20 protein-coding genes are annotated in these 22,928 nt (G+C 67.7%); 15 read left to right on the top strand and 5 right to left on the bottom strand.

Features of this window, described 5'->3' with window-relative positions:
* Positions 1–1,485 (top strand): glycosyltransferase, encoded by a 1,485-nt coding sequence (locus K2M58_RS08835; RefSeq protein ID WP_220678867.1) that lies wholly within the window; start codon positions 1–3, stop codon positions 1,483–1,485.
* Here K2M58_RS08835 and K2M58_RS08830 read toward each other — a convergent pair.
* Positions 1,452–2,636, bottom strand: a complete 1,185-nt coding sequence (locus K2M58_RS08830) for a glycosyltransferase (protein ID WP_220677260.1) — start codon at positions 2,634–2,636, stop codon at positions 1,452–1,454. The genes K2M58_RS08835 and K2M58_RS08830 overlap by 34 nt on opposite strands.
* 87 nt (positions 2,637–2,723) lie before the next feature.
* Here K2M58_RS08830 and K2M58_RS08825 point away from each other — a divergent pair, with 87 nt between their 5' ends.
* The gene (locus K2M58_RS08825) at positions 2,724–3,008 is read left to right on the top strand and encodes a hypothetical protein (RefSeq protein WP_220677259.1); all 285 of its coding nucleotides are present in this window, start codon (positions 2,724–2,726) and stop codon (positions 3,006–3,008) included.
* 72 nt (positions 3,009–3,080) lie between these two features.
* Here the strand turns inward: K2M58_RS08825 and K2M58_RS08820 are convergent, their stop codons facing one another.
* Genes K2M58_RS08820 through csaB form a run of 3 tightly spaced genes read right to left on the bottom strand, consistent with a single transcriptional unit; the run spans position 3,081 to position 8,031 of the window.
* A complete protein-coding gene (locus K2M58_RS08820; RefSeq protein ID WP_220677258.1) occupies positions 3,081–5,675 on the bottom strand; it encodes a hypothetical protein in 2,595 nt (864 codons plus the stop codon).
* Positions 5,672–6,895 carry an O-antigen ligase family protein gene (locus K2M58_RS08815; RefSeq protein ID WP_220677257.1) on the bottom strand — a complete coding sequence of 408 codons (1,224 nt, stop codon included), beginning with the start codon at positions 6,893–6,895 and terminating at the stop codon, positions 5,672–5,674. The genes K2M58_RS08820 and K2M58_RS08815 overlap by 4 nt, the downstream gene beginning before the upstream one ends.
* Entirely contained in the window at positions 6,892–8,031 is a 1,140-nt protein-coding gene (gene csaB, locus K2M58_RS08810; RefSeq protein WP_220677256.1) for a polysaccharide pyruvyl transferase CsaB, read from the bottom strand. The genes K2M58_RS08815 and csaB overlap by 4 nt, the downstream gene beginning before the upstream one ends.
* A 245-nt stretch (positions 8,032–8,276) precedes the next feature.
* Here csaB and K2M58_RS08805 point away from each other — a divergent pair, with 245 nt between their 5' ends.
* From K2M58_RS08805 to K2M58_RS08790, 4 genes are all read left to right on the top strand, one after another.
* Complete coding sequence (locus tag K2M58_RS08805; protein ID WP_220677255.1) at positions 8,277–10,184, top strand: long-chain-fatty-acid--CoA ligase; 1,908 nt, start codon at positions 8,277–8,279, stop codon at positions 10,182–10,184.
* Positions 10,185–10,426: 242 nt separating this feature from the next.
* Positions 10,427–11,116 carry a fatty acid metabolism transcriptional regulator FadR gene (locus K2M58_RS08800; RefSeq protein ID WP_252393430.1) on the top strand — a complete coding sequence of 230 codons (690 nt, stop codon included), beginning with the start codon at positions 10,427–10,429 and terminating at the stop codon, positions 11,114–11,116.
* Positions 11,082–11,840, top strand: coding sequence for an electron transfer flavoprotein subunit beta/FixA family protein (locus K2M58_RS08795; protein ID WP_220677253.1), 759 nt, complete (start codon positions 11,082–11,084; stop codon positions 11,838–11,840). Before K2M58_RS08800 ends, K2M58_RS08795 begins: the two co-directional genes overlap by 35 nt.
* 42 nt (positions 11,841–11,882) lie before the next feature.
* Entirely contained in the window at positions 11,883–12,857 is a 975-nt protein-coding gene (locus K2M58_RS08790) for an electron transfer flavoprotein subunit alpha/FixB family protein (RefSeq protein ID WP_220677252.1), read from the top strand.
* A 195-nt stretch (positions 12,858–13,052) separates the two neighbouring features.
* Here K2M58_RS08790 and K2M58_RS08785 read toward each other — a convergent pair whose 3' ends face one another.
* Complete coding sequence (locus K2M58_RS08785; RefSeq protein ID WP_220677251.1) at positions 13,053–14,111, bottom strand: DctP family TRAP transporter solute-binding subunit; 1,059 nt, start codon at positions 14,109–14,111, stop codon at positions 13,053–13,055.
* An 89-nt stretch (positions 14,112–14,200) separates the two neighbouring features.
* Between K2M58_RS08785 and K2M58_RS08780 the strand changes: the two genes are divergently transcribed.
* From K2M58_RS08780 to K2M58_RS08740, 9 genes are all read left to right on the top strand, one after another.
* Positions 14,201–15,916 (top strand): ATP-binding protein, encoded by a 1,716-nt coding sequence (locus tag K2M58_RS08780; protein WP_220677250.1) that lies wholly within the window; start codon positions 14,201–14,203, stop codon positions 15,914–15,916.
* Between the two features lie 134 nt (positions 15,917–16,050).
* Positions 16,051–16,773: a response regulator gene (locus K2M58_RS08775; RefSeq protein ID WP_220677249.1), complete on the top strand. Its 723-nt coding sequence runs from the start codon at positions 16,051–16,053 to the stop codon at positions 16,771–16,773.
* A gap of 122 nt (positions 16,774–16,895) precedes the next feature.
* Positions 16,896–18,158: an ABC transporter substrate-binding protein gene (locus tag K2M58_RS08770; RefSeq protein WP_220677248.1), complete on the top strand. Its 1,263-nt coding sequence runs from the start codon at positions 16,896–16,898 to the stop codon at positions 18,156–18,158.
* Positions 18,159–18,498: 340 nt separating this feature from the next.
* A complete protein-coding gene (locus K2M58_RS08765; RefSeq protein ID WP_220677247.1) occupies positions 18,499–19,392 on the top strand; it encodes a branched-chain amino acid ABC transporter permease in 894 nt (297 codons plus the stop codon).
* Between the two features lies 1 nt (position 19,393).
* Positions 19,394–20,341 carry a branched-chain amino acid ABC transporter permease gene (locus tag K2M58_RS08760; protein WP_220677246.1) on the top strand — a complete coding sequence of 316 codons (948 nt, stop codon included), beginning with the start codon at positions 19,394–19,396 and terminating at the stop codon, positions 20,339–20,341.
* A complete protein-coding gene (locus tag K2M58_RS08755) occupies positions 20,328–21,050 on the top strand; it encodes an ABC transporter ATP-binding protein (protein ID WP_220677245.1) in 723 nt (240 codons plus the stop codon). Before K2M58_RS08760 ends, K2M58_RS08755 begins: the two co-directional genes overlap by 14 nt.
* On the top strand, positions 21,043–21,759 hold the full coding sequence (locus K2M58_RS08750) for an ABC transporter ATP-binding protein (RefSeq protein WP_220677244.1): 717 nt from the start codon (positions 21,043–21,045) through the stop codon (positions 21,757–21,759). Before K2M58_RS08755 ends, K2M58_RS08750 begins: the two co-directional genes overlap by 8 nt.
* Positions 21,760–21,960: 201 nt before the next feature.
* On the top strand, positions 21,961–22,284 hold the full coding sequence (gene trxA, locus K2M58_RS08745) for a thioredoxin (RefSeq protein WP_220677243.1): 324 nt from the start codon (positions 21,961–21,963) through the stop codon (positions 22,282–22,284).
* A gap of 361 nt (positions 22,285–22,645) precedes the next feature.
* Positions 22,646–22,909, top strand: coding sequence for a hypothetical protein (locus tag K2M58_RS08740; protein ID WP_220677242.1), 264 nt, complete (start codon positions 22,646–22,648; stop codon positions 22,907–22,909).
* The last annotated feature ends 19 nt before the right edge of the window (positions 22,910–22,928 follow it).

Genomic DNA, 22,928 nt, shown 5'->3' with positions numbered 1-22,928 from the left:
ATGACGGGAAGCGAACGGCCGCTCGGGGTTTTGATCATCTCCTACCTGTTTCCGCCGGTGGGCGGGGGCGGCGTGCCGCGGGCGCAGAAGCTCGTCAAGTATCTGCCCGACTTCGGCATCCGACCGGTTGTTCTCGCCGTCTGTCCGCCGCCGTATCTCCAGCGGGACGAAAGCCGGCTCAAAGACCTGCCGCGACACGTGCCGATCTACCGCGTCCCGCATCCCCGCTGGCATCTCGCGCTGAGCGGGCTCTTTCGCGGCGGCGCCGTCGGGAAGGCGGCGCCGGGCGGTCGACCCGAGGGGGGCGCGCCGGAGGGAGGGTCGGGCGGGAAACCGGAGGGGCGGACGCCGCCCGGCGCGGGGCGCCCGGCGGAGGCGGCGCCCGCCGACGGGTCGGCCGGCCCCGCTCTGCCCCGCTTCATTCGCCGATGGCTCCGGTCGGCGGCGATGAGCCTGCGGGAGGTGCTCTTTATCCCGGACGAGGAGATCGTCTGGGCTCGCCGGGCGGTCCGGGCCGGCCTTTCGGCGATCCGGACGCACCGGGTCGACGTCTTGTTTTCCACGTCGGGACCGGTGACGAACCACCTGGTCGCGCTCCTCATCCGGCGGAAGACGGGCCTTCCTTGGGTGGCGGATTTTCGGGACCCGTGGACGGACAACATGCACTTTACGGCGCTTCCGTGGCGGGCGGCCCTCGAGCGGGCGATGGAGCGGGCGGTCTTCCGGGCGGCGAGCCGGGTGACGACGGTGACGCAGGCGTTCCGGGAAGGCTTTCTGGCCCGCTATCCGGACGCCGCGATCGAGGTCATCTACAACGGGTTTGATCCGGAGGACGTCGTCCGGCTTCGGGCCGAGGCGGGGGACCTCCGGCCGCCGGACGGGGTTCTTCGCTTCGCCCATACGGGGATTTTTTATCCGAAGCGCCATCCCCGGGCGTTTTTCCAGGCCCTTCATGACCTCATCGCCGACGGCCGGCTCCGGGCGGAGGAGGTGCGCCTCGACTTCGCCGGCCGGTTCGATCCGCCGGGGCGGGACGACAACCGGCGGGCGGCCGAAGCCCTCGGCCTCGGGGACCTCATCGTCGACCACGGGGCGCTCCCGTACGGGGCGGCCCTCCGCCTCCTCGCCGCCTCGACGGTCCTCCTCCTCGTCGGCGATCTCGATCTTCGGGCGGGGCAATACATTCCGGGGAAGCTGTTCGACTACCTCGCCGTCGGCCGGCCGATCCTGGCGCTCCTTCGCCCCGGCGAGGCCGAGGCGATCGTCCGCCGGCTTCCCGGGGCGTATGTGGCTCCCCCGGACGACGGGGCGGCGATCCGGGCGGTCCTCGAACGTCTCGTCGACGACTGGCGGGCGGGGCGGCTCGCGGCGGGGATCGACGTGCTTCGGGAGCCGGCGTTCGAGCCGTACCGCCGGGATCGCCAAGCGGCGGCGTTTGCCGCGTTGTTCCGTCAGGTCGTCTCGGAGGCGAGCAGCCGTTCGTAAAACGCCCGGTGCCTCCGGCCGAACGCCGAGAGGGAAAACCGCTCGCCGACGAGCCGGAGGGCGGCGGCGATCCGGGCGGTCCGCACTTCCGGCGGCGCCGCCATGAGGCGCCGCATCGCCCCGGCGAGGGCCTCGGCGTCGCCCGGCGGGACGAGTTCCACCGGCGGCGGATCGCAGGCTCCGGCGAGGGCGCCGACGATCGCCGGGACGGCGGTGGAGACCGCCGGGAGGCCGGCGGCGAGGGCTTCGACGAGCGCCAGAGGAAAGCCGCCTTCCTGCCGGGAGGGAAGGACGAAGGCGTCGGCGGCGGCGAGGAGCTCCGGGACGTCGTCTCGATGTCCGAGCCAGCGGATCCGCCCGGCGAGGCCCCGGCGCTCGGCGGCGGCAGAAAGGGAAGATTTTAACGGGCCGGTCCCGATGACGAGGAGGTAGGCCGGTCGACCGGCCGGCGCGGTCGGATCGCCGATGAGGCGGGCGAAGGCGTCGAGGAGAACGTCCAGCCCTTTGACCGGCACGAGACGGGCCGTCACCGCCCAGACGAACGCGTCTTCCGGAAGGGAGAGGGGGGACCGGAGGGCTTTTTTTTGCCCGGGCGCCCGGAGGGTGCGCCGGGCCGCGGCGAACGGGGCGAGGTCGACGCCGTTTTCGATGACGGTGATCCGCTCCGGCGCCATTCCGTCGGCTTCGAGCGACCGGCGAAGGGCGTCGCTGACGGCGATGACGTGATCGACGAACGGCCGGCTCGCGTGTTCCATCGCCCAGGCGAGGACGAATTCCCGCCGCAGGGGATAATCATAGCGGAGAAAACTGTGGACGGTCGTGACGATGCGCGGCACGCCGACCCGGGCCGCCGCCAGCCGGGCAAAGAGGTTGGCCCGGACGCCGTGGGAGTGGACGACATCAGGCTTCAAGGCGGCAATGAGGGCGTGCACCCGGCGGTAGAGGGTGAGGTCGAAGCGGCCGGATTGGGCGAGGATGACCGGTTCGGCGCCGAGCTCCCGAAACGACTCGACGAGCCGCCCGGGGTAAAACGTCGCCAGCGAAAAGTCGACGTCCTCCCTGAGCGTCCGGTAGAGGGCGATGAGGTGCCGTTCGGCGCCGCCGAACTCGCCGCCGCCGATCACGTGCAGCACGCGCGGTCGCTTGGGCACGCCGTTCACTTCCTTCCGGATCAGGCGACTCCGGGGCCGGCTTACGGCCGGCGCCGGCCTTCGTGTATACTGAAGGCGGATGCGGACATGCTTGCTCCGCCCGCCAACCTTTCGGACGAGGTGATCAGGGTGGCCGCGATGGACGAAGAAAAAATGCCGATCGATGAGGTGCTTCGGGAGGAACTCCTTCGGCACCTCATCCGGACCGGGTATTTGCCGTTTCACTACGGCGGCAATCCGGAGCAGTTTTACCGGGCCCTGGAGCGGTTTCACCGGGATCAGGGGCTCGAGGCGCTTTATTCCGACCGGCAGTGGATCACGCTGAAGGCGCTGAACGTCCTCCGCTCGCTCCCCGATAACATCCGGAACTGAGGCCGCGGGCCTTTCTCCGATCGGCCGCCGTCGGTCCACCGGCGCTCGGGGCATCGGCGATGTCCCTATGCCCTATGGCGCGAGGTAACGTTCGATGTCTTCCGGCGGCCGGATCGCGATCGACGGGTCGCCGTAGTGGAAGAAGCGGAAAAACACTTCCTGCAGGGCGTAGCCGGCCCCGGGCACGGGAACGAGCCAGCGCCCTTCGATCTCGCCGATGCGGGCCGGGTCATCGAGAAGCTTCACCGTGATCGTCGCCGGGAGGGCGGCGAACGCCCGAAGGGCCGCATCGTCCGGAGCGATGCCGGCCAACCGGAAGAGCGTCTCCCCGTTCACCCGGATGCGGTAAACCTTCGCCGGAAGGCCCAGCACGTCGCCGTCCGGCAGCCGTTCGGCGGCGGCGAATTCCGGCATCAGGGCTTCGAGGGAGCGAAAGAGGGCCGGCGGGTCCGCCGGCGGAAGCGGAACCCATTCCGTCCGGGCCGTCCAGAGGTAGCGGACGTCGCCGGACTGGTAGTACCGGTACGGCGTTCCGGCGAGGCGCATGCCGCCGAAGAGGCGCTCCGGCCGGATGACGGCGCCGCTTACCATGCTCGTCGTTTTTCTTTTGTGGACGCTGTTTCGCGTATAGCCGACGACCTGAAACCGGTCCGCCCCTTCCCCTTCCGAGCCGGCGAGGGCCGCCCGGAAGGCGGCCCGGGCATCGACCGGCGCCCGGGCGGCCGGCGTCTCGGCCCCGGCGCCCTCGATCGGCGCCTCGGCTTCGGGCGCTCCGGTCGCCGGACTGGCCGCTCCGGCGCGGCCCTCTCCCGGCGCCTGCTCGGCGGAGAGGTCGAGGGCCGGCTCCCCGGCGCCGGGAAGGTCTGACGCCGGCGCCCCGCCGTCTGCCCCGGAGGCCGCCAGCGCTGGGAGGACTCCCGGCGGGCGGGCCGACGGGATGCTGCGGAGGGCGACGTGGAAGGCGGCGCCGGCCAGGAGAGCGGCGAAGAGGATCGCGGCCGAAAGGCCGACCGCCCCCGCCCGACGCCGGAAGGCGGGGTCGTCTCGCTCGTTCTGGTCGGGGGTGAGGTCCTGAGGGGCCCGGCCGTCCCTCAGGCGCCGGACGAGGAGCCCGACGGCGATGAGCCCCGTCGCGGCCGCGATCATCGCTCCGACGGGGAGAGGATGCGGCGTGAGGAGAACGAGCCGGTGGTTCGGATATTCGGTCGCCACGAGCCGCCACGTGCCGTTCGGGCCGGGAAGATAGCGGACGTTGATGAGCGAGGTCGGCGCCTGCCAGAGGCGGGCGAGCCGGCCGTTTTCGTAAACGTATTCGCCGAGGAGCCGCTGGGGGTAGCCGCTCAGGCGCCCCGGCGCGAGGGCGAGCAGCACCGCCTGCCCGCCGTCGTACCGGACGTCTTCAAAGCGAAAGAGCGGATCGGTCGCCTCAAACAAAAGCCGCCACGACCCGTCCGGCTCCGGCCGGACGATCTTGGCCCGCTCCGGGGAGTCGGTCGGAAACGACAGAAGAAGCGCCGGACCGTCGGAAAACTGAACCGGGATGACTTCAGAAGCATAAATATCCGGGACCGCCTCCGGCGACAGCCGGTGGCTCACCCGAGGCGCTCCTGCCTTCGGGAAGACGGCGATCTCCAGCGACCGCCCCTGAAGGACGAGGGCCGCCTCGCCGCCGAGGGAAAACCGCCCGACGACCGCCGTCGCGTCGGTCGGCAGGCGAAACGGCCGGCCGTCGAACGTCCCCTCCAGCGCCTCACCGGTCAGCCGGAGGCCGGCAAAAGGCCCGCCGACGTCCGTGGCGGCGATCGGCCGCCGGAGGTGAAGGGCGTCGAGGCGAAGCAGGGCGCCGAACGTCCGACCGAAGTCAAAAAGCGTCTCCGCCCACGCGTCCCGCGTCACGAGGGGGCGGAGCGTTCCGTCGTCCTCGACGGTGAAGAACGGATAGCCGGGGGAATCGTTCCGCAGCTTTTCGAACCACCGCACCACCTCAGCGTCCGGTACGGCGACCCGCCGGAACGTCCCGCCTTCGGTGTCAAAGGCGTAAACATAGAGCCGCTCCGGGGCGAGCCGGGCGAGGGAGAGGCGGGCCGCCTCCCCCTCCGGCCCCGCGCTTCCGCCCGCCTCCGCCGCTTCCTCCCCTTCCGGCGGCACCTCTTCCCGGTTGCCGAACGTGACCACCCGGCCGGGGTGGTCCGGATCGAGAAACAGCGGGAAGTAGTCGATCGTCCCGGCGCCGTAGAGGGCCGGCGTCCGGACCGGCGGCAAAAAGCGGCCGAGGAGCTTGGCGTCGGGCCGGTCGATCGCCGTCGACAGGGCGGCCGCCGCGGCGAGGGCGAGAAGGGCCGGCGCCGGTAGGCGGCCGGCGGCGCGGCCGACGAGGGCAGTGAGGCCGATCACGAGCGCCGCCAGGGCAACCCGGGCGGCGGCGGGATAAAGGCCGGTGGCCGCGAGGGCCCGGTCGGCGAACAGAACGAGGAAGGCGAAGGCGATCCCCCGCCGCCTCGCCCCGGCCGGGGCGAGGCCGAGGAGGCCGACGGTTCCGGCGGCGGCAACGGCGAGGCCGGCGAAGCCGTCCGTCCAGGCGAGGGGCAGGACGGCGAGGTGGTAGGCGGCGTAGACGGTGACGGCGAAAAGCAGCCAGCCGCCAAACGTGCGAAGCTCCCGGATCATCCCCGTCCCTCCTCCGGCCGGCCGGGCGAAAGCGCGAAGGCGAGCCCGGCGGCGAGCCAAAAATACGCGTTCATAAACGGCACTTCGAAGATATTTTCCACCGCATTGTGGAGGGCGACGGCGAGGTCGGCGGCCAGAAGGCCGAGAAGGAGCGCTCCCTCCGGCCGGCCGCGGGCGGCCTGCCACCGGGCGAACAGCGTCCGAAAGACGGCGACCATCAGCCAGACGAACAGAATGAGGCCCGGAAGGCCCATCTCGGCCATCGTCTTGAAGTAATAGCCGTCGACGTACGTCGTGCCGAAGAAACGGTTCCCGGTGGCGCCGCCGTAGTGGCCGATCCCCCGGCCGAAGAGGGGGTCGAAGCGCATCTGGTGAAAGCTCCCGAGCCAGCGGGCGATCCGGCCGTCCCGGGCGCTTTTTTCCCAGTACATCGGGGAGAGGAGCGCCTCCATCCGGCGCCGGATCGGCGGAAGGAGGGCGGCGAGGGCGATCAAACCGGCGGCGGCGGCGAGGGAAAGCCGCGGCCGGAAGAAGAAGAGGACGACGAGGGCGGCGAGGAAAAAGGCGAGCCAGGCGCCCCGGGAGCCGGAAAGGACGAGGGCGGCCGCCTCCAGCGCGGCGAAAAGAAGATAGACGAGAAGCGCCCGCTGCCGGCCTTCCGCCCGCGCCCGCCAGGCGAGGGCGAGGGTGAGAAAGAGGGCGTAGGCCATGTAGCTTCCGAGGACGTTCGGGCTCACGACGAAGGAAAACGCCCGGCGGCTCGTCGCCTCCGTCACGTCGGTCCATCCCGCCGGGGTGCGGACGCCGAGGGCGACCTGGGCGAGGCCGACGGCGCCGGCGAGGGCTCCGAGCCCGGCGAGAACGGCCATGATCCGCTCGACGTCGTCCCGGGTCTTCGGGAGCCACGCCCCGACGAAGAGGGCCAGCATATAAAAGTACACCGCCCGAAAGCCGTCAAACGTCGCGGCGAAGTTCGGAAGATCGATCCCAAGATGCAGCACGCCGAGGGCAAAAAACAGCCCGAGCGGTGCGGCGAGGGGTCGAAGCCGCCGGAGCCGCTCCCGGTCCGCCTGGAGCCAGGCGAGCACGAAGAGCAGGGCCAAAAGCCCCTTGTCCCAGAGTCCGGCCAGGCCCCCCAGGCCGAGGACCCGCCGGAGAAGGAAATCCGTCAGCGGAAACAGGGCGTACAGGCCGAGCAAAAAAAGCGAAAGGCGTTTCACCGTCGGGCCTCCTTCCCGGGGCGCCGCCGGGCGCGGGACCGGTAGGCGTCGTAGACGAGGTCGGCGCTCCGGCGGGCCGCGTCGACGACCGGCGGCACCCGGTCGGCGAGCGTCCGCCGGAGCGCCGGAAGATCGTTCATCGTCGCCTCAATCCGCTCCATCAAAGCGTCCGCCTGAAGCGCCTCGATCGAAAGCGGGGGCACAAGGCCGACGCTTTCGACGAAGCGGTCGATCTTCGGGTCGTACGAGAGCGGGACGAACGGGACGCCGTGGAGCGCGGCAAAGATCAGGGCGTGAAGCCGCATGCCGATGAGGAGATCCGCCTCGGCGATGACGCCGAAGATCGCCCGAAAATCGAGGGGCGTCCGGACGACGGCCGCCGGGCGGGTCATGGCCGCCCGAACCCGAAGCGCCGGCTCGACGTCCTGCGCCCGCTGCATGGCGATGAAGACGATCTCAAACCCCCGGTCGGCGACCCGATCGAGGGCGCGGGCGAGAGGGAGAAGATGCGCCGTCCGGTCTTTCCACGGACGGACGGAGACGACGGCGAGGGGCCGCTTCGGCGTCCGGCCGTGATCGGCGAGGACCGCCCGCCCCCGCTCCCGGTCGGCGATCGCCGGATCGATGGCCAGCGCCGGGTCGGCGGTGACGGCGATCGGTACGCCCCGGACGCCGGTTTTCTCAAGCTCCCGGGCGCTTTCGGCGTCCCGCATGATGATGAGGTCGACGCCGCTTAGGACCCGCCGGATGAAAAAACGGCTCGAGGCGTGGACGATCGGACCGAACCCCTGGCCGTAGTAGAACACCGGCTTGCCGAAGCGTTTGGCGAGTTCGGTGATGCCGAGATAGTACAAGGGGCTTCGCGGGCTCGTCCGATCTTGGAGCAGCGTCCCGCCGCCGACGACGACGAAGTCCGCCGCCCGGATCGCCCGGATGATCGGCCCCGGCCGCCAGCGGTTGACCGCCCGGATGCCGAACGTCCGGGCCGTCTCCTCCGGGGCGTTGGAGAGGACCGTCGCCTGAAGGCCCGGAAATTTCGTTTTCAGCGCTTGTAAGATCCCAAACAGCACCGCGTCGTCGCCGGCATTGTGAAAGCCGTAGTAGCCGACGATGAGGACGTGCGGATGAGCGTGCATGAAGGCCCGTGTCCTTTCCCGGCGCTCGCCGGCGCCGTCCTCCGATATCATAGCAGACGGACGGCGGCCGTCCAAGGACGATTCCGCGGCGGATCGACGCCCCGCCGATCCCGATAGGCTCCGGCGCGCTGCAGTTTATTGAATGGGCGCTCATTCATTTTCCTCTGGCGCTTGGCCCGGGGGTATGTTACAATGTTTTCACAAACGCCATCGCACGAGCGCGCAGGGGAAAGGGGAGAAGGCCGATGGCGGTTGAGACGCGACCGTGGCTTCGGCACTACCCGCCGGAAGTGCCGCCGTCCGTCGAGATTCCGGACGTGCCGCTCTATGATCCGCTTTTTGTAAGCGCTTCCCGATACCCGAACCGCGAGGCGATCGTCTTTCTCGGGAAGCGCATCCCGTACCGGGCGCTTCTTGGCGACGTCTATCGGTTCGCCAAGGTGCTTAAGGCCCGGGGCGTCGGCAAAGGCGACCGGGTGGCGATCATGCTGCCGAACTCGCCGCAGTACGTCATCGCCTATTATGCGACGCTCCTCCTCGGCGGCATCGTCGTCCAGACGAACCCGATGTCCGTCCCCCGGGAAATCGAGTTCTTCATGAACGACGCCGAAGCGTCGGTCCTCATCGCGCTTGACCTGCACGTGCCGCGGGTCGTCGAGGCGATCGACCGGACGCCCCTTCGGGCGGTCCTTTTCACCAGCCTGAAAGATTATCTTCCGTTTCCGAAAAATGTGCTGTATCCCGTTGTTGAGCGGCGAAAAGGCCGGCCGCTCCCGAAGGTGCCGGCGGATCCCCGGTTTTTCCGCTGGACGGAGGAAATGCGCCGCGTCGACGCGGCTCCGGTCCCGCCGGCGCCGGTCGACCCGCGGGAGGACGTCGCCCTGCTTCAGTACACCGGCGGCACGACCGGCGTGCCGAAAGGCGTCATGCTCACCCACCGGAACCTGATGGCGAACCTCGTCCAGGCCCGCCACTGGCTCTACAAGGCCCGGGAAGGCCGGGAGAAGGTCGTCGGGGCGCTCCCGTTTTTTCACGTTTACGGCATGACGACGGTCCTCAATCTCGGCGTCACCCTCGCGGCGACGATGCTCCTTTTCCCGCGCTTTGACGCGACGGAGGTGCTCCAGGCGATCCACAAGGAGCGGCCGACGCTCTTCCCCGGCGCGCCGACGATGTATATCGCCCTCATCAACCATCCCGACATCCGGAAGTACGACCTGTCGTCGATCGAAGCGGCGATCAGCGGCTCGGCGCCCCTTCCCCGCGAGGTGGAAAAGCGCTTCGAGGCGCTGACCGGCGGCCGCATCGTCGAAGGATACGGCCTGTCGGAGACGTCGCCGGTCACCCACGCCAACCCGATGTACACCTTCCGGAAACCCGGCTCGATCGGCCTCCCGTGGCCGGACACCGACGCGGCGATCCTCGATCTCAAGACGCGCCGGCCGCTTCCGCCGGGCGAGATCGGCGAAGTGGCGATCAAGGGCCCGCAGGTGATGAAAGGCTACTGGCGGCGGCCGGAGGAAACGGCGGCGGCCTTTCACGACGGGTGGTTCCTCACCGGCGACATCGGTCGGATGGACGAGGACGGCTTTTTCTACATCGTCGACCGGAAAAAAGATATGATCATCGCCGGCGGCTTCAACATCTACCCCCGAGAGGTCGAAGAGGTGCTTTTCGCCCATCCGGCGGTCCAGGAGGCGGCCGTCGTCGGCGTGCCGGACCCGTACCGGGGCGAGACGGTGAAGGCGATCGTCGTCCTCAAGGAAGGCGCCTCCGTCACGGAACAGGAGCTCGACGCCTACTGTCGTTCGAAGCTTGCCGCCTACAAAGTGCCGCGGATCTACGAGTTCCGGACGGAGCTCCCAAAGACGGCCGTCGGCAAGGTGCTCCGGCGGGTGCTCGCCGAAGAGGCCCGCGCCGGCCTCGCGAAAGAGCCGGCGCCGATCGGCACCGAGGCGAAGGAGCCGGAAACTCCGGTTCCGGTGGGCCCTTCGGGAACCGATGCGGCGGACGCTTTAGGCCCAGCGGAGAGCGGTGCGCCGGGCGCGGCGGCGCCGCCTCCCGACGGGCCGGCGGTCACGGACGGGATGACCGGCGTGGCCGAACGCCGGTCCGCCGACGGCCGGTCGACCGGCGGAAGACTCGACGCCTGAAGCCCGTTCGCCCGTCCGGCGGTTCGGGTCTCCCCGGCGCCGTCTTCGGCCGCTTTGGGTTTCGGTGCCACGGCCTTGAGCCGTAGCCCGAGACGATGTCGTTCGAGGTTCACCGGCGCTCGGTTGACATCCGGGCCGGTTGGGCGTACACTGAAAGAGAGTCAGTCGAGTGAATGCTCATTCATCCTAGAGTTCCTTTGGCGTCGAGGCGGGAGAATCCTTTTGCGTTGAGGAGGGACGCGGTGGCGCGGCGGAGCGGCGAGAAGGGGGAAAAATACGAAGCGATCTTAAACGCGGCGATCAAGGTTTTCGCCGAAGCCGGCTATCACGGCGCCCAGGTGTCCCGCATCGCCCGGGAAGCCGGAGTGGCCGACGGGACGATCTACCTGTACTTTTCCGGCAAGGCGGATCTTCTCGTCTCCGTCTTCCGATCGTACCTCATCCGGCACGTGGAACGCCTTCGGGCGGCCCTCGCCGAGGAGCCCGACGTGCCGGCGAAGCTTCGGCGGCTCGTCTGGGAGCATTTCCAGCCGCTCAGCGAGCACTATGAGCTCGCCGTCGTGACGCAGGTCGAGCTCCGGCAGGCGGATCCCGCCCTGCGAGGGCGGATCAACGAGATCCTCCGAAGCTACCTTGACGTCATCGACGGTCTCATCGAGGAGGGCAAGGCCGCCGGCATCTTTCGCCGGGACATCGAGACGCACCTCATGCGGAAGATGATCTTCGGCACCCTCGACGAGACGGTGACGTCGTGGGTGATGGCCCGGCGCCGGCGGGACCTGATGATGCTCGCCGATCCGGTGTTTCGCCTGCTTTATACCGGTCTGAAAGCGCCGGAGGCAGAGCCGGGCGGCGCAGAGCGGGACGAAAGAAGCGGGGCAGAGAGGAGGAGCCAGGATGAAGATCGTCGTCCTCATGAAGCAGACGTTTGACACGGAAGAAAAAGTCGTCGTCGAAGGGGGCCGGATCAAAGAAGACGGCGTCCAGTTCATCATCAACCCGTACGACGAGTACGCCGTCGAAGAAGCGATCCGGATCAAGGAAGCCGGGGAGGCGGAAGTCGTCGTCTTAAGCTACGGTCCGCCCCGGGTCGAAGAGGCGCTCCGGAAGGCCCTCGCCATGGGCGCGGATCGGGCGATCCTTGTCGAAGAGGAGGCGCCGCCGGTCGACGAGGCCTTCGTCGCCGACGTCCTCGCCCGGGTGGTGGAAAAAGAAGCGCCGGACCTCCTTCTGGCCGGCTATTTCTCCGTCGACAACGGCGGCGGCCAGGTGGCCCTCCGGGTCGCCGAACGGCTCGGCCTGAACCACATCGGCGCGGTGCTGAAGCTTTCCGTCGACGGCCGGAAGGTGCGGGCCGAACGGGACGCCGAAGGCGACGTGGAGATCGTCGAGGCAGAACTTCCGCTTCTGGTGACGGCCCAGCAGGGGCTGAACGACCCTCGCTATCCGTCGCTTCCGGGGATCATGAAGGCGAAGAAAAAGCCGCTGGAACGGATTTCGCCGGCCGATCTCGGCGTCGAGCGGGCAGAAAAAACCGCCGTCGTCGACCGGTTCGCGCCGCCGAAGCGGGAGGCCGGGAAGATCCTCGGCGGCACCGCGGAAGAGGCGGCCCGGGAGCTCGTCCGGCTGCTTCGGGAAGAGGCGAAGGTCGTCTGACGGCGTCGAGCGCAAACGACAACCGCGACGGGAGGGGAAAGCATGGCGGGGAAAGCCCTCGTCGTAGCAGAAGTCAAAGGCGGCGCCCTGCGGCAGGTGGCGCTGGAGGCGCTCACGGCGGGCCGGCGCTTTGAACCGTCGGAGGTGATCGCCGTCCTCCTCGGCGCCGGCGGCCTGGATGAGCCGGCCGCCGCCCTCGGCCGGCGGGGCGCCGACCGAATCGTCATCGTCGAGCACGAATCTCTTGGCGCGTACACGCCCGACGCGTATCTCCAGGCGCTTCTTCAGGTCGTCGAGCGGGAAGCGCCGGAGGTGATCGTCTTCGGTCACACGGCGATCGGCCGCGACGTGGCGCCCCGGCTCGCCGCCCGCCTCGGCGCCGGCATGGTGAGCGACGCCGTCGACGTGCGGTCCGAAGGCGGCGAAGTCCGGATCGTCCGGCCGATCTACGCCGGCAAGGCCTTTGAAGTGCGGACGTTTACCGACCGCCCGGCGGTCCTTTCGATCCGGCCGAACAACCTGCCGCTGCCGGACGAAGCCGCCGGCCGGACGGCGCCGGTCGAGCGGCTCGCCGTCGACCTCAAAGACCTCCGCTCGATCGTCCGGGAGGTCGTGAAAAAGACGGCCCAGGGCGTCGACCTTGCGGAAGCCCGCGTCGTCGTCGCCGGCGGCCGCGGCACGAAAGGAGAGGAAGGGTTCAGGCTGCTTCGGGAGCTCGCCGACGTTCTCGGCGGCGCCGTCGGCGCCTCCCGCGGGGCGTGCGACGCCGGCTACGCCGATTACGCCCTCCAGATCGGCCAGACGGGGAAGGTCGTCACGCCGGACCTCTACATCGCCGCCGGCATCTCCGGCGCCATCCAGCACCTCGCCGGCATGTCGGGGTCGAAGGTAATCGTCGCCATCAACAAAGATCCCGAGGCTCCGATCTTCCAGGTGGCGGACTACGGCATCGTCGGCGACCTGTTCGAGGTCGTGCCGATCCTGATCGAGGAATTCAAGAAGGTCAAGGTCTCATAACCGCGGTCCCGGAAGGAGGGCATAAGAGGCCGGATTCCCAAAGAAGCCGGATTCCAACAACGGCCGGAGCCAGGCTCCGGCCGCTTTTTTCGCCGATTTCGGTCGCCCGGTCTGGCTTTCCGGTCGGCTCCCTTCGCTTCGGGCCGTTCAGGGGCAGACGAGATCGGCCGCTCGGCGCGGAAGGGTCCGAGGCGATCAGCGGGGTTTGCGCGCTTCGACGAACGCCCGCAGGGGGGGCGGCATCCGGACCGCCACCTCGTCGTAGAGCGGCGCCACCGCCTGCTCCCAGGCGGTTCGCTCGTCGGCGGTGAGCCGGTGAATGCGGAGGCCCGAGGCGGCCATTTCCTTCAGCGCCCGGGCTTCGAGCTCCCGGATGAGGCGGAGCTCATAGGCACCGGCTTCCTCGAGGGCCTTCAGGAGGATGGCCCGATCGTCCGGCGAAAGGCGGCGCCAGAAGGCGTCGTTCACGAGGACGGGGTAGCCGAGGTAACCGTGATCGGACAGGGTGAGGTCCGTCTGGACGGTGTAAAACTTTTTGCTGTAAATGTTGGTCAGCGTGTTTTCTTCGCTGTTGACCATCCCTTTTTCCAGGAGAGGAAACGTCTGATTAAACGGCGCCGGCACCGTCCGGGCGCCGAGGAGCTCGAGGTAGCGGGCGATCGTCGAGCTTTGCATGCGGCGGAAGACGAGACCGCGGAAATCTTCCGGCAAGAGAACCGGTCGGACGTTCGTCGTGATCTGCTTCAGGCCGCTGTGCCAGAAGAGAAGCGTCCGAAGGCCGTCCCGCTCCGGCGCTTCCTTAAGGAGCGTCCCGAGGGGACCGTTCAGGACGGCGTTCAGATCGTCCAGATCCCGAAAGATAAAGGGGAGGTCCAGCACCTGCCATTCGATGTACCGATCGGTCCAGTTGGACGCGGCCGGTGCGATCAGGTCGACGTCTCCCCGTCGGAGGGCATCGAGCTCCGAGATGTCGGAAAAAAGCGCCCCGTTCGGGAACACTTCAACGCGGATCCGGCCGCCGCTCAGCTCGGCGGCGCGCCGGGCAAAATAGCGGGCCGCCTGACCCTTCGGCGTGTTTTCCGCGACGACGTGGCTCATGCGGAGCGTGAGGATCGCCTCGAGCCCTTCCTGCTCCGGATCGCGGTCGAGGGCTCCGGCGGGATCGATCCGCCCGAGGAAGATGAGAAGGAAAACGGTCAGGGTCAAAGGGACCAAAACGAAAGCGGCGCCGGTGGCGAGCGTCCGTAGGCGCATGCGATCCGCCTCGCCTTTCGTCGTATAGTCGTATAATAGATAGAACAAGCGGAGAACAAAGATGGAACCGCGCGGCAGGGGGATCGGCGTTGGAGCGACGGAACCGGCGGCCTTTTTCGCTCAAATGGGAAATCACGCTGTTTGCGACGCTGATCGTGCTCGTGACCCTGCTTGCCGCTTCTTCTATCTTAACGATTCGGGCGCACCGGATGGAAGAGGCGCGGCTTCGGGAGCAGGTGTCGATCGCCGCCCGGACGGCAGCGGCGCTTCCAAATGCCGCCGCTTGGGTCGAAGCCGGGGCGGTGGGGCCGCTTTCGGAGGCGATCGAGCGGATCCGGGTCGGCCACAAGGTCGACTACATCGTCGTCTACGATATGGCGCGCCGGCGCTTGGTCCACCCGAACCCGGCCCGCGTCGGGGAAAGACTGCCGCAAGGGGTCGATGACGCCGCCTTCGCCGAGCACATCTATACCAAAAAAGCCGTCGGTCCCCTCGGCATCTTCATTAAGGCGTACTTTCCCATCAAAAACGAACGGCTGGAACAGGTCGGCGTCATCGTCGCCGGGCGTCGGCTCCCTTCGATGGGGGAAGTCTTCTGGGCCGAGGTGCCAAACCTCCTGCCGGCCATCGCGTTGTCGCTCTTTTTGGGCGCCGTCGGCGCCTTCGGTCTCGCCCTTCGGGTGAAGCGGTCGCTCCTCGGCCTGGAGCCGCAGGAGATCGCCCGCATGTACAGCGAGCGGCTGGCGGCGTTCGACGCCATTCACGAAGGGGTCATCGCCATCGACCGGGAGGAGCGGATCACGATCCTGAACCGGGCGGTCCGGGCGATTCTCCACATCGAGGGCGATGTCGTGGGCCGGCCGATCCGTTCGGTCATTCCCGATACCCGGTTGCCGGAGGTCTTGAAAGAAGGTCGGGCGCTTTTGCAGCATCAGTTCCGACTCGGGACGAAGCACATTTTAAGCAACCGCGTGCCGATCGAGTTAAACGGCGAGATGATCGGCGCGCTGGCGGTCTTTGTCGACCGGACGGACGTCGTCGCCTTGGCGGAGATGCTGACCGGCGTCCAGGCGTACGCCGAGGCGCTCCGAGCGCTCGCCCACGAGCACAAAAACGTCCTTCACGCGGTCGCCGGGATGATCGAGCTCGGGCGGCCGGAAGAGGCCCTCCGCTACCTGGAAGGCATCCGGACGACGTACGACCGGTGGCTCGGCGTCACCACCCGCCTTCGGGTGCCGGCTTTGGCCGGACTCATCCTCGGGAAGATGGCCCGGGCCCGGGAAGCCAAGATCGACTTCGATCTCGATCCGGACACCCGGCTGGAGGAGCTTCCCGACGGCATTCCGGACGGCGATCTCGTGACGATCGTCGGAAATCTCCTTGAAAACAGCTTTGAAGCCTTTTACGCCGGCGGTCCGCCGCCCCGGCCGCCGCGGGTCATCCTCTACATCGGCGACGATCCGGCCGCGCTCGTCATCGCCGTCCGCGACAACGGTCCCGGAATCCCGCCGGAAATCCGGCCGCGGCTTTTTGAGCGGGGCACGAGCAGCAAGGGGGATCCGCACCGGGGGCTCGGCCTGTTTCTCGTGCAGGAGACGGTAGAACGCCTCGGCGGCCGGATCGACGTCGAAAGCGCCCCGGAAGAAGGGACCGAATTCGTCATCGTCCTGCCGAAGGCGCCGGCCGCCGGAGCGGTTTCGCCGCATTCCGGCCAGCGCCCGGCGGATTTCGTCGGGACGGCCGCCGCGGTGGGCGAGCGCCCCGACGCGGCGGGAAAAGGCGACGGGTCGGTGGCCTCCGGGTGAAAAGACGCGGAAGCGGAGAGGCGGCGTCAGGCGGACCGTCACGCTGACCGACCCAGGAGAAGTCGCCGTGACGCCGGCAATCTGCCGCGTTTCGGTCGCCGAATCTTCGGACGGAGGATGGGGGGGCCAGCGCCGTGAAAGCGCCTGCGGACGACGTCCGCGTGCTCATCGTCGAAGACGACCCGATGGTCGCCGAGGTGAACCGGCAGATGCTCGGCCGCCTTTCGGGCTTTCGCCTGGCCGGCATCGCCGGTGACGCCCGCACGGCCGAGCGCTTCCTCGCCGCGGCGGCGGTGGACCTCGTCCTTCTCGACCTCTACCTTCCTGGCGACGGGGGGCTTACGCTCTTCGAGGCAATCCGGCGCCGCGGCGGGTCGACGGATGTCATCGTCATCAGCGCCGCCAACGAGACGGAGGCCGTCCGGCGGGCGCTGGCCTTGGGCGCCGTCGACTACCTCATCAAGCCGTTTACGTTTGCCCGCTTTGCCGCGGCCCTTCGGCGCTACCGGGCTTTGCGCCGGCTGAAGGAGGTCGAGACGGTCGATCAGGCGACCCTCGACCGGCTCCGCTTCGCCCCTTGGGCCGCCGAGGCGGAGCTCGGCGCCGCGGCCGATCCGGCCGTCGAGCCGGACCTGCCGAAAGGCCTCAACGCCGAGACGCTTCGGCGGGTGCGGACCTATCTCGCCGGTGCCTCCGGTCCGGTCACGGCGGAAGACGTCGCCGACGGCATCGGCGCCTCCCGGGTGACCGCCCGCCGCTACCTCGATTACCTCGTCGAGCGGGGGGAGGTCGAGCTTGACTTCCGCTACGGCGCCATCGGCCGGCCGCGGCATCGCTATCGCCTTCGGTGGCCGTAAGAAATGACCAAAAGGGACCGAAATGATCAAAACCCCGCTTTCCTTCGCACGACTCGCTATAATGAAGGCGCCTTCGCAAAAGGCGCCTTCTCAATTTTTAAAAAACACAAGGGGGGAGTGCGATGCGCAGCATCGGACGGCGGTGGACGGCCGGGATCGTCCTCACGCTCACGGCGGCGCTCGTCCTCGGCGGATGCGGCGGCGCCGGCGGCAGCACGGCCGACGGCGGGAAAGCGGCCAATCAGGCGGGGCAGGGAGGCGAGCCGATCAAGGTCGGCGTCATTCTGCCGCTCACCGGCAGCGAAGCGATGTTCGGCGAGATGGAGAAAAATTCGATGCTCATGGCCTTCGACGAACTCAAAGAAAAAGGGAAGACGACGATCGGCGGCCGGCCGATCCAGCTCATCTTCGAGGACGACCAGTCGAAGCAGGATTCGGCCAAGGCGGCGGCGGAAAAGCTCATCAACCAGGACCGGGTGTCGGTCCTCACCGGCGGCTACGCCAGCGCCAACACGAACGTCATCGCCAGCACCGCCCAGGCCAACCGGATTCCGTTCCTCATCGTCACCGGTTCCGCCGACGACATCACCCGGCAGGGGTGGGAGTATGTCTTCCGGGGAACGGCGGCGCCGGCGAGCCACTACACCGGCGCGATGTGGGATTTTCTCGATCAGGTCGCCCGGCCGAAGACGGCGGCGGTCATTTATGAAAACACCGACTTCGGCACGAGTTCGGCGAAGGGGTTCCGGGAGAAGGCGAAAGAACGGGGCATCGAGATCGTGTTCGATCAGTCGTACGAAAAAGGCGCCCTGGACTTTAAGCCGCTCCTCAGCAACATGAAAAAGCAAAACCCGGACATCGTCTTCGCCGTCTCGTATGTGATGGACGCCGCCCTCATCGTGAAACAAATGCGAGAAGTCGACTTCAACCCGAAGCTCTTCATCGGCGGTGGGGCCGGGTACACGATGCCGGAGTTCAAGGAAAACGCCGGCAGTGCGGCCAATTTCGTCGCCTCGACGTCCCTCTGGGTGCCGAACGTCGCTTGGGAAGGGGCCCGGGCGTACTTCGACGCGTACAAGGAAAAATACGGCAAGGAGCCGGACTACCACGGCGCCCAGGCGTACGCCTCGATGATGGTCCTCATCGATGCGCTGAACCGCGCCGGCTCCGGCGATCCGGAGGCGATCAAACAGGCGCTCAAGGAGACGAAGCTCGACACGATCATGGGCCCGATCGCCTTCGAAGACTGGGACGGCTATACGAACCAGAACAAGCCGACGACGTATCTCGTCCAATGGCTTGGCGACAGCCTGGAGGTCGTCTGGCCGAAGGAGGCCGCTTCGGCGGACTACGTCTACCCGGCACCGGCGTGGAACGCCCGATAAGTTCGGGTCGGTCCCTTCCCATCGCCGGGTGCCGGCGGTGAAAAAGCGGCCGCTCGGGACGATTCTGCCGGCGACGCCGCTCGGCGCGGCGGTCGGCGCCGGTTGCGGGCGTCGAGCTTGAGAACGGTGGAGAAACGAAAGGTCCGGCGCCTCTTCTTGCGGGCGCCGGCCGGACCATGTCCGGCGACCGGTCGATCGTCGGACGCCGAAAGGGTTGAAAACGGCCGGCAGGCCGTCCGATGCGGCCTGCCGGAACGTTTTCGAAGGCCCGGCACGGCTTGCGTCCGGCACGGCTTTGCCTTGTGATGTTTTGACCTTTTGCGGCGAAAGGAGGGAGAGGGTGGCGGAATTCGTTCAGGCGCTCGTCTGGGGGCTTCTCCTCGGGGGCATGTACGCCCTCATTGCCATCGGCATGACGCTCATCATGGGCGTGATGAAAATCATCAACCTCGCTCACGGCGCCCTCGTCATGGTCGGCATGTACGTCGTCTACGCCCTGAACGACGCCTTCGGCCTCGATCCCTACGCGGGCCTCCTCGTCGCCATGCCGGTGCTGTTTGGGCTCGGCGTAGCGCTTCAGCGGGGGCTCATCAACCGGTTGCTGGAAGTCGATGCGATTCTGCCGGAAAACCAGATGCTCCTTACGGTCGGCATCTCCCTCGTCCTCACGGAACTGATCCGCCTCCTCTTTCATTCCGACTACCGGTCGGTGAAGACGCCGCTTGCGGAAAAGAGCCTCGCCGCCGGCCCGATTTCGGTGAGCGTGCCGATGCTCGTCGGCTTTTTGGCGGCGCTCGGGCTCGTGCTGATTTTGTCGTGGTTTTTGCGCCACACCGCCTACGGCCGGATGATCCGGGCGACGGCGGAAGACCGTCAGGCGGCGCTTTATATGGGCATCCCGACGAAACAGGTGACGGCGGTCACCTTCGGCCTCGGCGCGGCGCTCTCGGCGGCCGGCGGGGGGCTCCTTCTGCCGATCTTTTACCTCTACCCGGATATCGGGCACCTGTTTACCGCGAAGGCGTTCATCATCACCGTCCTCGGCGGAATGGGGAGCATCCTCGGGGCGTTTTTCGGCGGGCTCATCATCGGCGTGTTCGAATCGCTCGGGGCGACGTACGTGTCGATGGGGTACAAGGATCTGTTCGGCCTCGTCGTCTTTTTGCTCGTGCTCCTCTTTTTGCCCGGCGGCTTAAAAGGCCTCCGTCTGAGCCGGGCGAAACGGGAGGGATAAGATGAAACGGTCGGTCGGCCTTTTCGCGCTTGCGGCGGCGGCCCTCGTTTTTCCGCTCGTCGTCTCCCATCCGTATGTGCGGCACGTCTTCATCGTCATGCTCATCTGGGCGACCCTCGGCGTGGCCTGGAACATCCTCGGCGGCTACGCCGGCCAGGTGTCCCTCGGCCACGCGGCGTTTTTCGGCGTCGGGGCGTATACGGCGGGGCTCCTCGCGACCAAGGCCGGCGTCTCGCCATGGTGGGGGATGCTGCTCGGGCCGATCGTCGCGACCGCCATCGCGCTTCCCATCGGGGCGATCGCCTTTCGCTTGCGGGGGCCGTATTTTGCCCTCGGGACGCTCGCCCTGGGCGAAATGTTTTACATCGTCTTCAATAACTGGACGGAGGTGACGAACGGCGCCCGGGGGATCCTCCTCATGCCGGCGTTTACGGACAAGCTGCCGTATGCGTATCTGGCCCTCTTTATGCTCGCGCTTGCCCTCGCCACGAGCGAAGCGCTCCGGCGGTCGAAGGCGGGATTTTACTTCGTCGCCGTGCGGGAGGATGAGGACGCGGCGGCGGCCCTCGGCATTCCGACGGCTCGGGTGAAGATGCTGGCGCTCCTCGCAAGCGCGTTTTTGACCGGCCTGGCGGGGGCGTTTTACATGAATTATGTCAGTTTCATCGATCCGGCGACGGTGTTTTCCCTCTCCGACGTGTCGATCATGATCATCCTCGTCGTCATGCTCGGCGGGGTGGCGACGCTCTTCGGACCGGTCGTCGGGGCGGTCGTCTACATCGGCTTAAACGAGCTCCTCCGCTCGAGCCTCGGATCGGCGAACGCCCTCGTCTTCGGGCTTCTCGTCATTGCGGTCATCGTGTTTTTGCCGAACGGCCTGGTCGGTTCGGTTCATTTCCGGCGGCGGCCGGCGGCGGAGCGGGAGGGGGTCCGGCATGGCGCTGCTTGAGGTGAAAAACGTCTCGAAACGGTTCGGCGGCGTGGTGGCGGTCGACGACGTGAGCTTTTCGGTCGAGGAAGGCGAGATCTTGGCCCTCATCGGCCCGAACGGTTCGGGGAAAACGACGCTTTTTAATCTCATCACCGGCGTGTTCCGGCCGACGGCAGGGGAAATCGTCTTTCAAGGAGCGCGGATCGACGGGCTTCCGACGGATACGATCATTCGGCGGGGGATCGGCCGGACGTTTCAGATCGTTCGGCCGCTCCGGCGGATGACGGTGCTGGAAAATGTGATGGTCGGCGCCTTTTTGCATACCCGCCGGCGGGAGGTGGCCGAACGGCGGGCGCTCGAGGTGCTCGCGCTCACCGGACTTTATGAGCGGCGGCATGAAGAGGCCCGGACGCTTCCGATCGCCGGGCGGAAGCGGCTTGAAGTCGCTCGGGCGCTGGCGACGGAGCCGAAGCTTCTTCTCCTGGATGAGGTTGCCGCCGGGCTCAACCCGAAAGAGGTGGAAGCGGTGATGGCGCTCATCCGGACGCTGAAAGAAAGCGGGGTGACGATCCTCATGGTGGAGCACATCATGAAGGTCGTCCTCGGGGTCGCGACGCGGGCGCTGGCCCTGAACTTCGGCCGGACGATCGCGGCGGGGACGCCGGAGGAGGTCACCCGGCATCCGGACGTCGTCCGGGCGTACCTGGGGGAGCGGCGTCATGCGTGAGGCGCTCCTTGAGATCGCCGGCCTTTCCGCCGGGTATGGGGATGTGACCGTCCTCTGGGATGTCGACCTCGAGGTGAAATCCGGCGAGATCGTCGCCCTCGTCGGGGCGAACGGCGCCGGGAAGACGACGCTTTTAAACGCCGTCTCGGGCCTCGTCCGGCGGTTCCGGGGGACGATCCGGTTTTCGGGGCAGGACCTCGGGCGGCTTTCGCCGGATGCGATCGCCCGGCTCGGGATCGCCCACGTGCCGGAGGGGCGGCGCCTTTTCCCGGGGATGACGGTGCGGGAAAACCTCGACGTCGGGGCGATGACCCGGGAGGCGAGGGCGCACCTTGCCGAGTCCCTTGAGCGGGTGTATGCGCTCTTCCCGATTTTGAAAGAGCGTTCGGCGCAGGAGGCCGGGACGCTCTCCGGCGGCCAGCAGCAGATGCTCGCCATCGCCCGGGCGCTCATGAGCCGGCCGAAGCTCCTCATGATCGACGAGGCATCCCTCGGACTTGCGCCGAAGGTTGTCGACGATATTTATGCGGCGCTGGAGGCGATCCGGAAGGAAGGGCTCACGATGCTCATCGTCGAGCAAAACGTCGCCCTCGCCCTCGACGTCTGCCACCGGGCGTACGTGCTGGAAAACGGCCGCATCGCTCTCTCCGGCGACTGCCGGTCGCTTAAGGGCGATCCGCGGGTTCAGGCGGCGTATCTCGGCGGATGAGGCCAATTCGACCTGAATGAAAACGGCCGCCCGGTCCGGGCTTCGGACCGGGCGGTGTTCGTTGGCTTTCCGAATGAAATCTGCTATCATGAGGGGCGAGCGTGCCGGTGAAGGGCCGGGTGGGCGGCGGTCGCGGCGGGTCTGCGATGGAGCCGGCATGCCGGTCGAACGGACCATGCGAGGGGGAGGCGAGGAAAGGCCATGGCCATCAAACATACGACCGATGCCGATTTTGCCCGGGACGTGGAGCAGGCAGAGGGGCTTGTCATCGTCGACTTCTGGGCCGAGTGGTGCCACCCGTGCCGGATGATCGCGCCGATCCTCGAGCAGCTGGACGAGGAGTACGCCGGACGAATTCAGGTGGTCAAGCTCAACGTCGACGAAAACCCGGACACGCCGAGCCGCTTCGGCATCATGGGCATCCCGACGCTTTTATTCTTTAAAAATGGCGAGGTCGTCGAGCGAATCGTCGGCTTTCAGCCGAAGCCGAATTTCGTCCGGGCGATTGAAAAGCACCTCGCATGAGGGAAAGCCGGCTTCGGACCGGGCGCGGGGGGCTCGCGGCGCGGTTTTGTCGTTTCTGACGGCGCGGTGTGCCGATTGGGTGGGACGTCGGGTTGTCGTTTTCGTGGCCGGTCCCGAAGGCGGCGAGGACGTTGGCCTCGGCCGGAAGCCGGCATTCGGAAGCCGTGTGCGGCTTCCGGCGTCGAAGGTGTTAACGGAAAATTGAATCCAGTCCGGCGATCCGGCGGGCGGACGACCGGCGGTCTGGCGCCTTTGTGGCGGCTCATCGGCGCGAATTTTTTCGACCGGGAGCGGAGGTTCCGGCCGAGCGCGAATGTCTTCGGCCGCATGCGGAAGATCCGACCGGGTGAGGTGGGGGATATTGACGGAAGGGGGCTTAAGACGCCGGTTTTGGCGGCGGACGGCGCTGGGCGGCGCCTTTTCCGTGATCTACGGCGGGCTTCCGTGGACCGGCGGTCGCCTCGGCGCGGTGATCGGGGTGATGGTTCTCACCGTGGGACTTTTGGCGCTGGAGGCCGCGCTGAGCGGCCGGGAAGAGCGAGCGCTCGCCGCGGCGTTGCCGGAGCCGGCGTCCACAGGGCGGTTGCCGGCGCCGGATGGGAGCGGCGGATCTAGAACAGATTGAAGGTTGACGCAAATGACGA

The sequence above is a fragment of the Hydrogenibacillus sp. N12 genome (genome assembly GCF_019645935.1).
Lineage (GTDB): Bacteria > Bacillota > Bacilli > Thermicanales > DSM-22653 > Hydrogenibacillus > Hydrogenibacillus schlegelii.
This window is presented reverse-complemented; position numbering and strand designations above follow the sequence as displayed.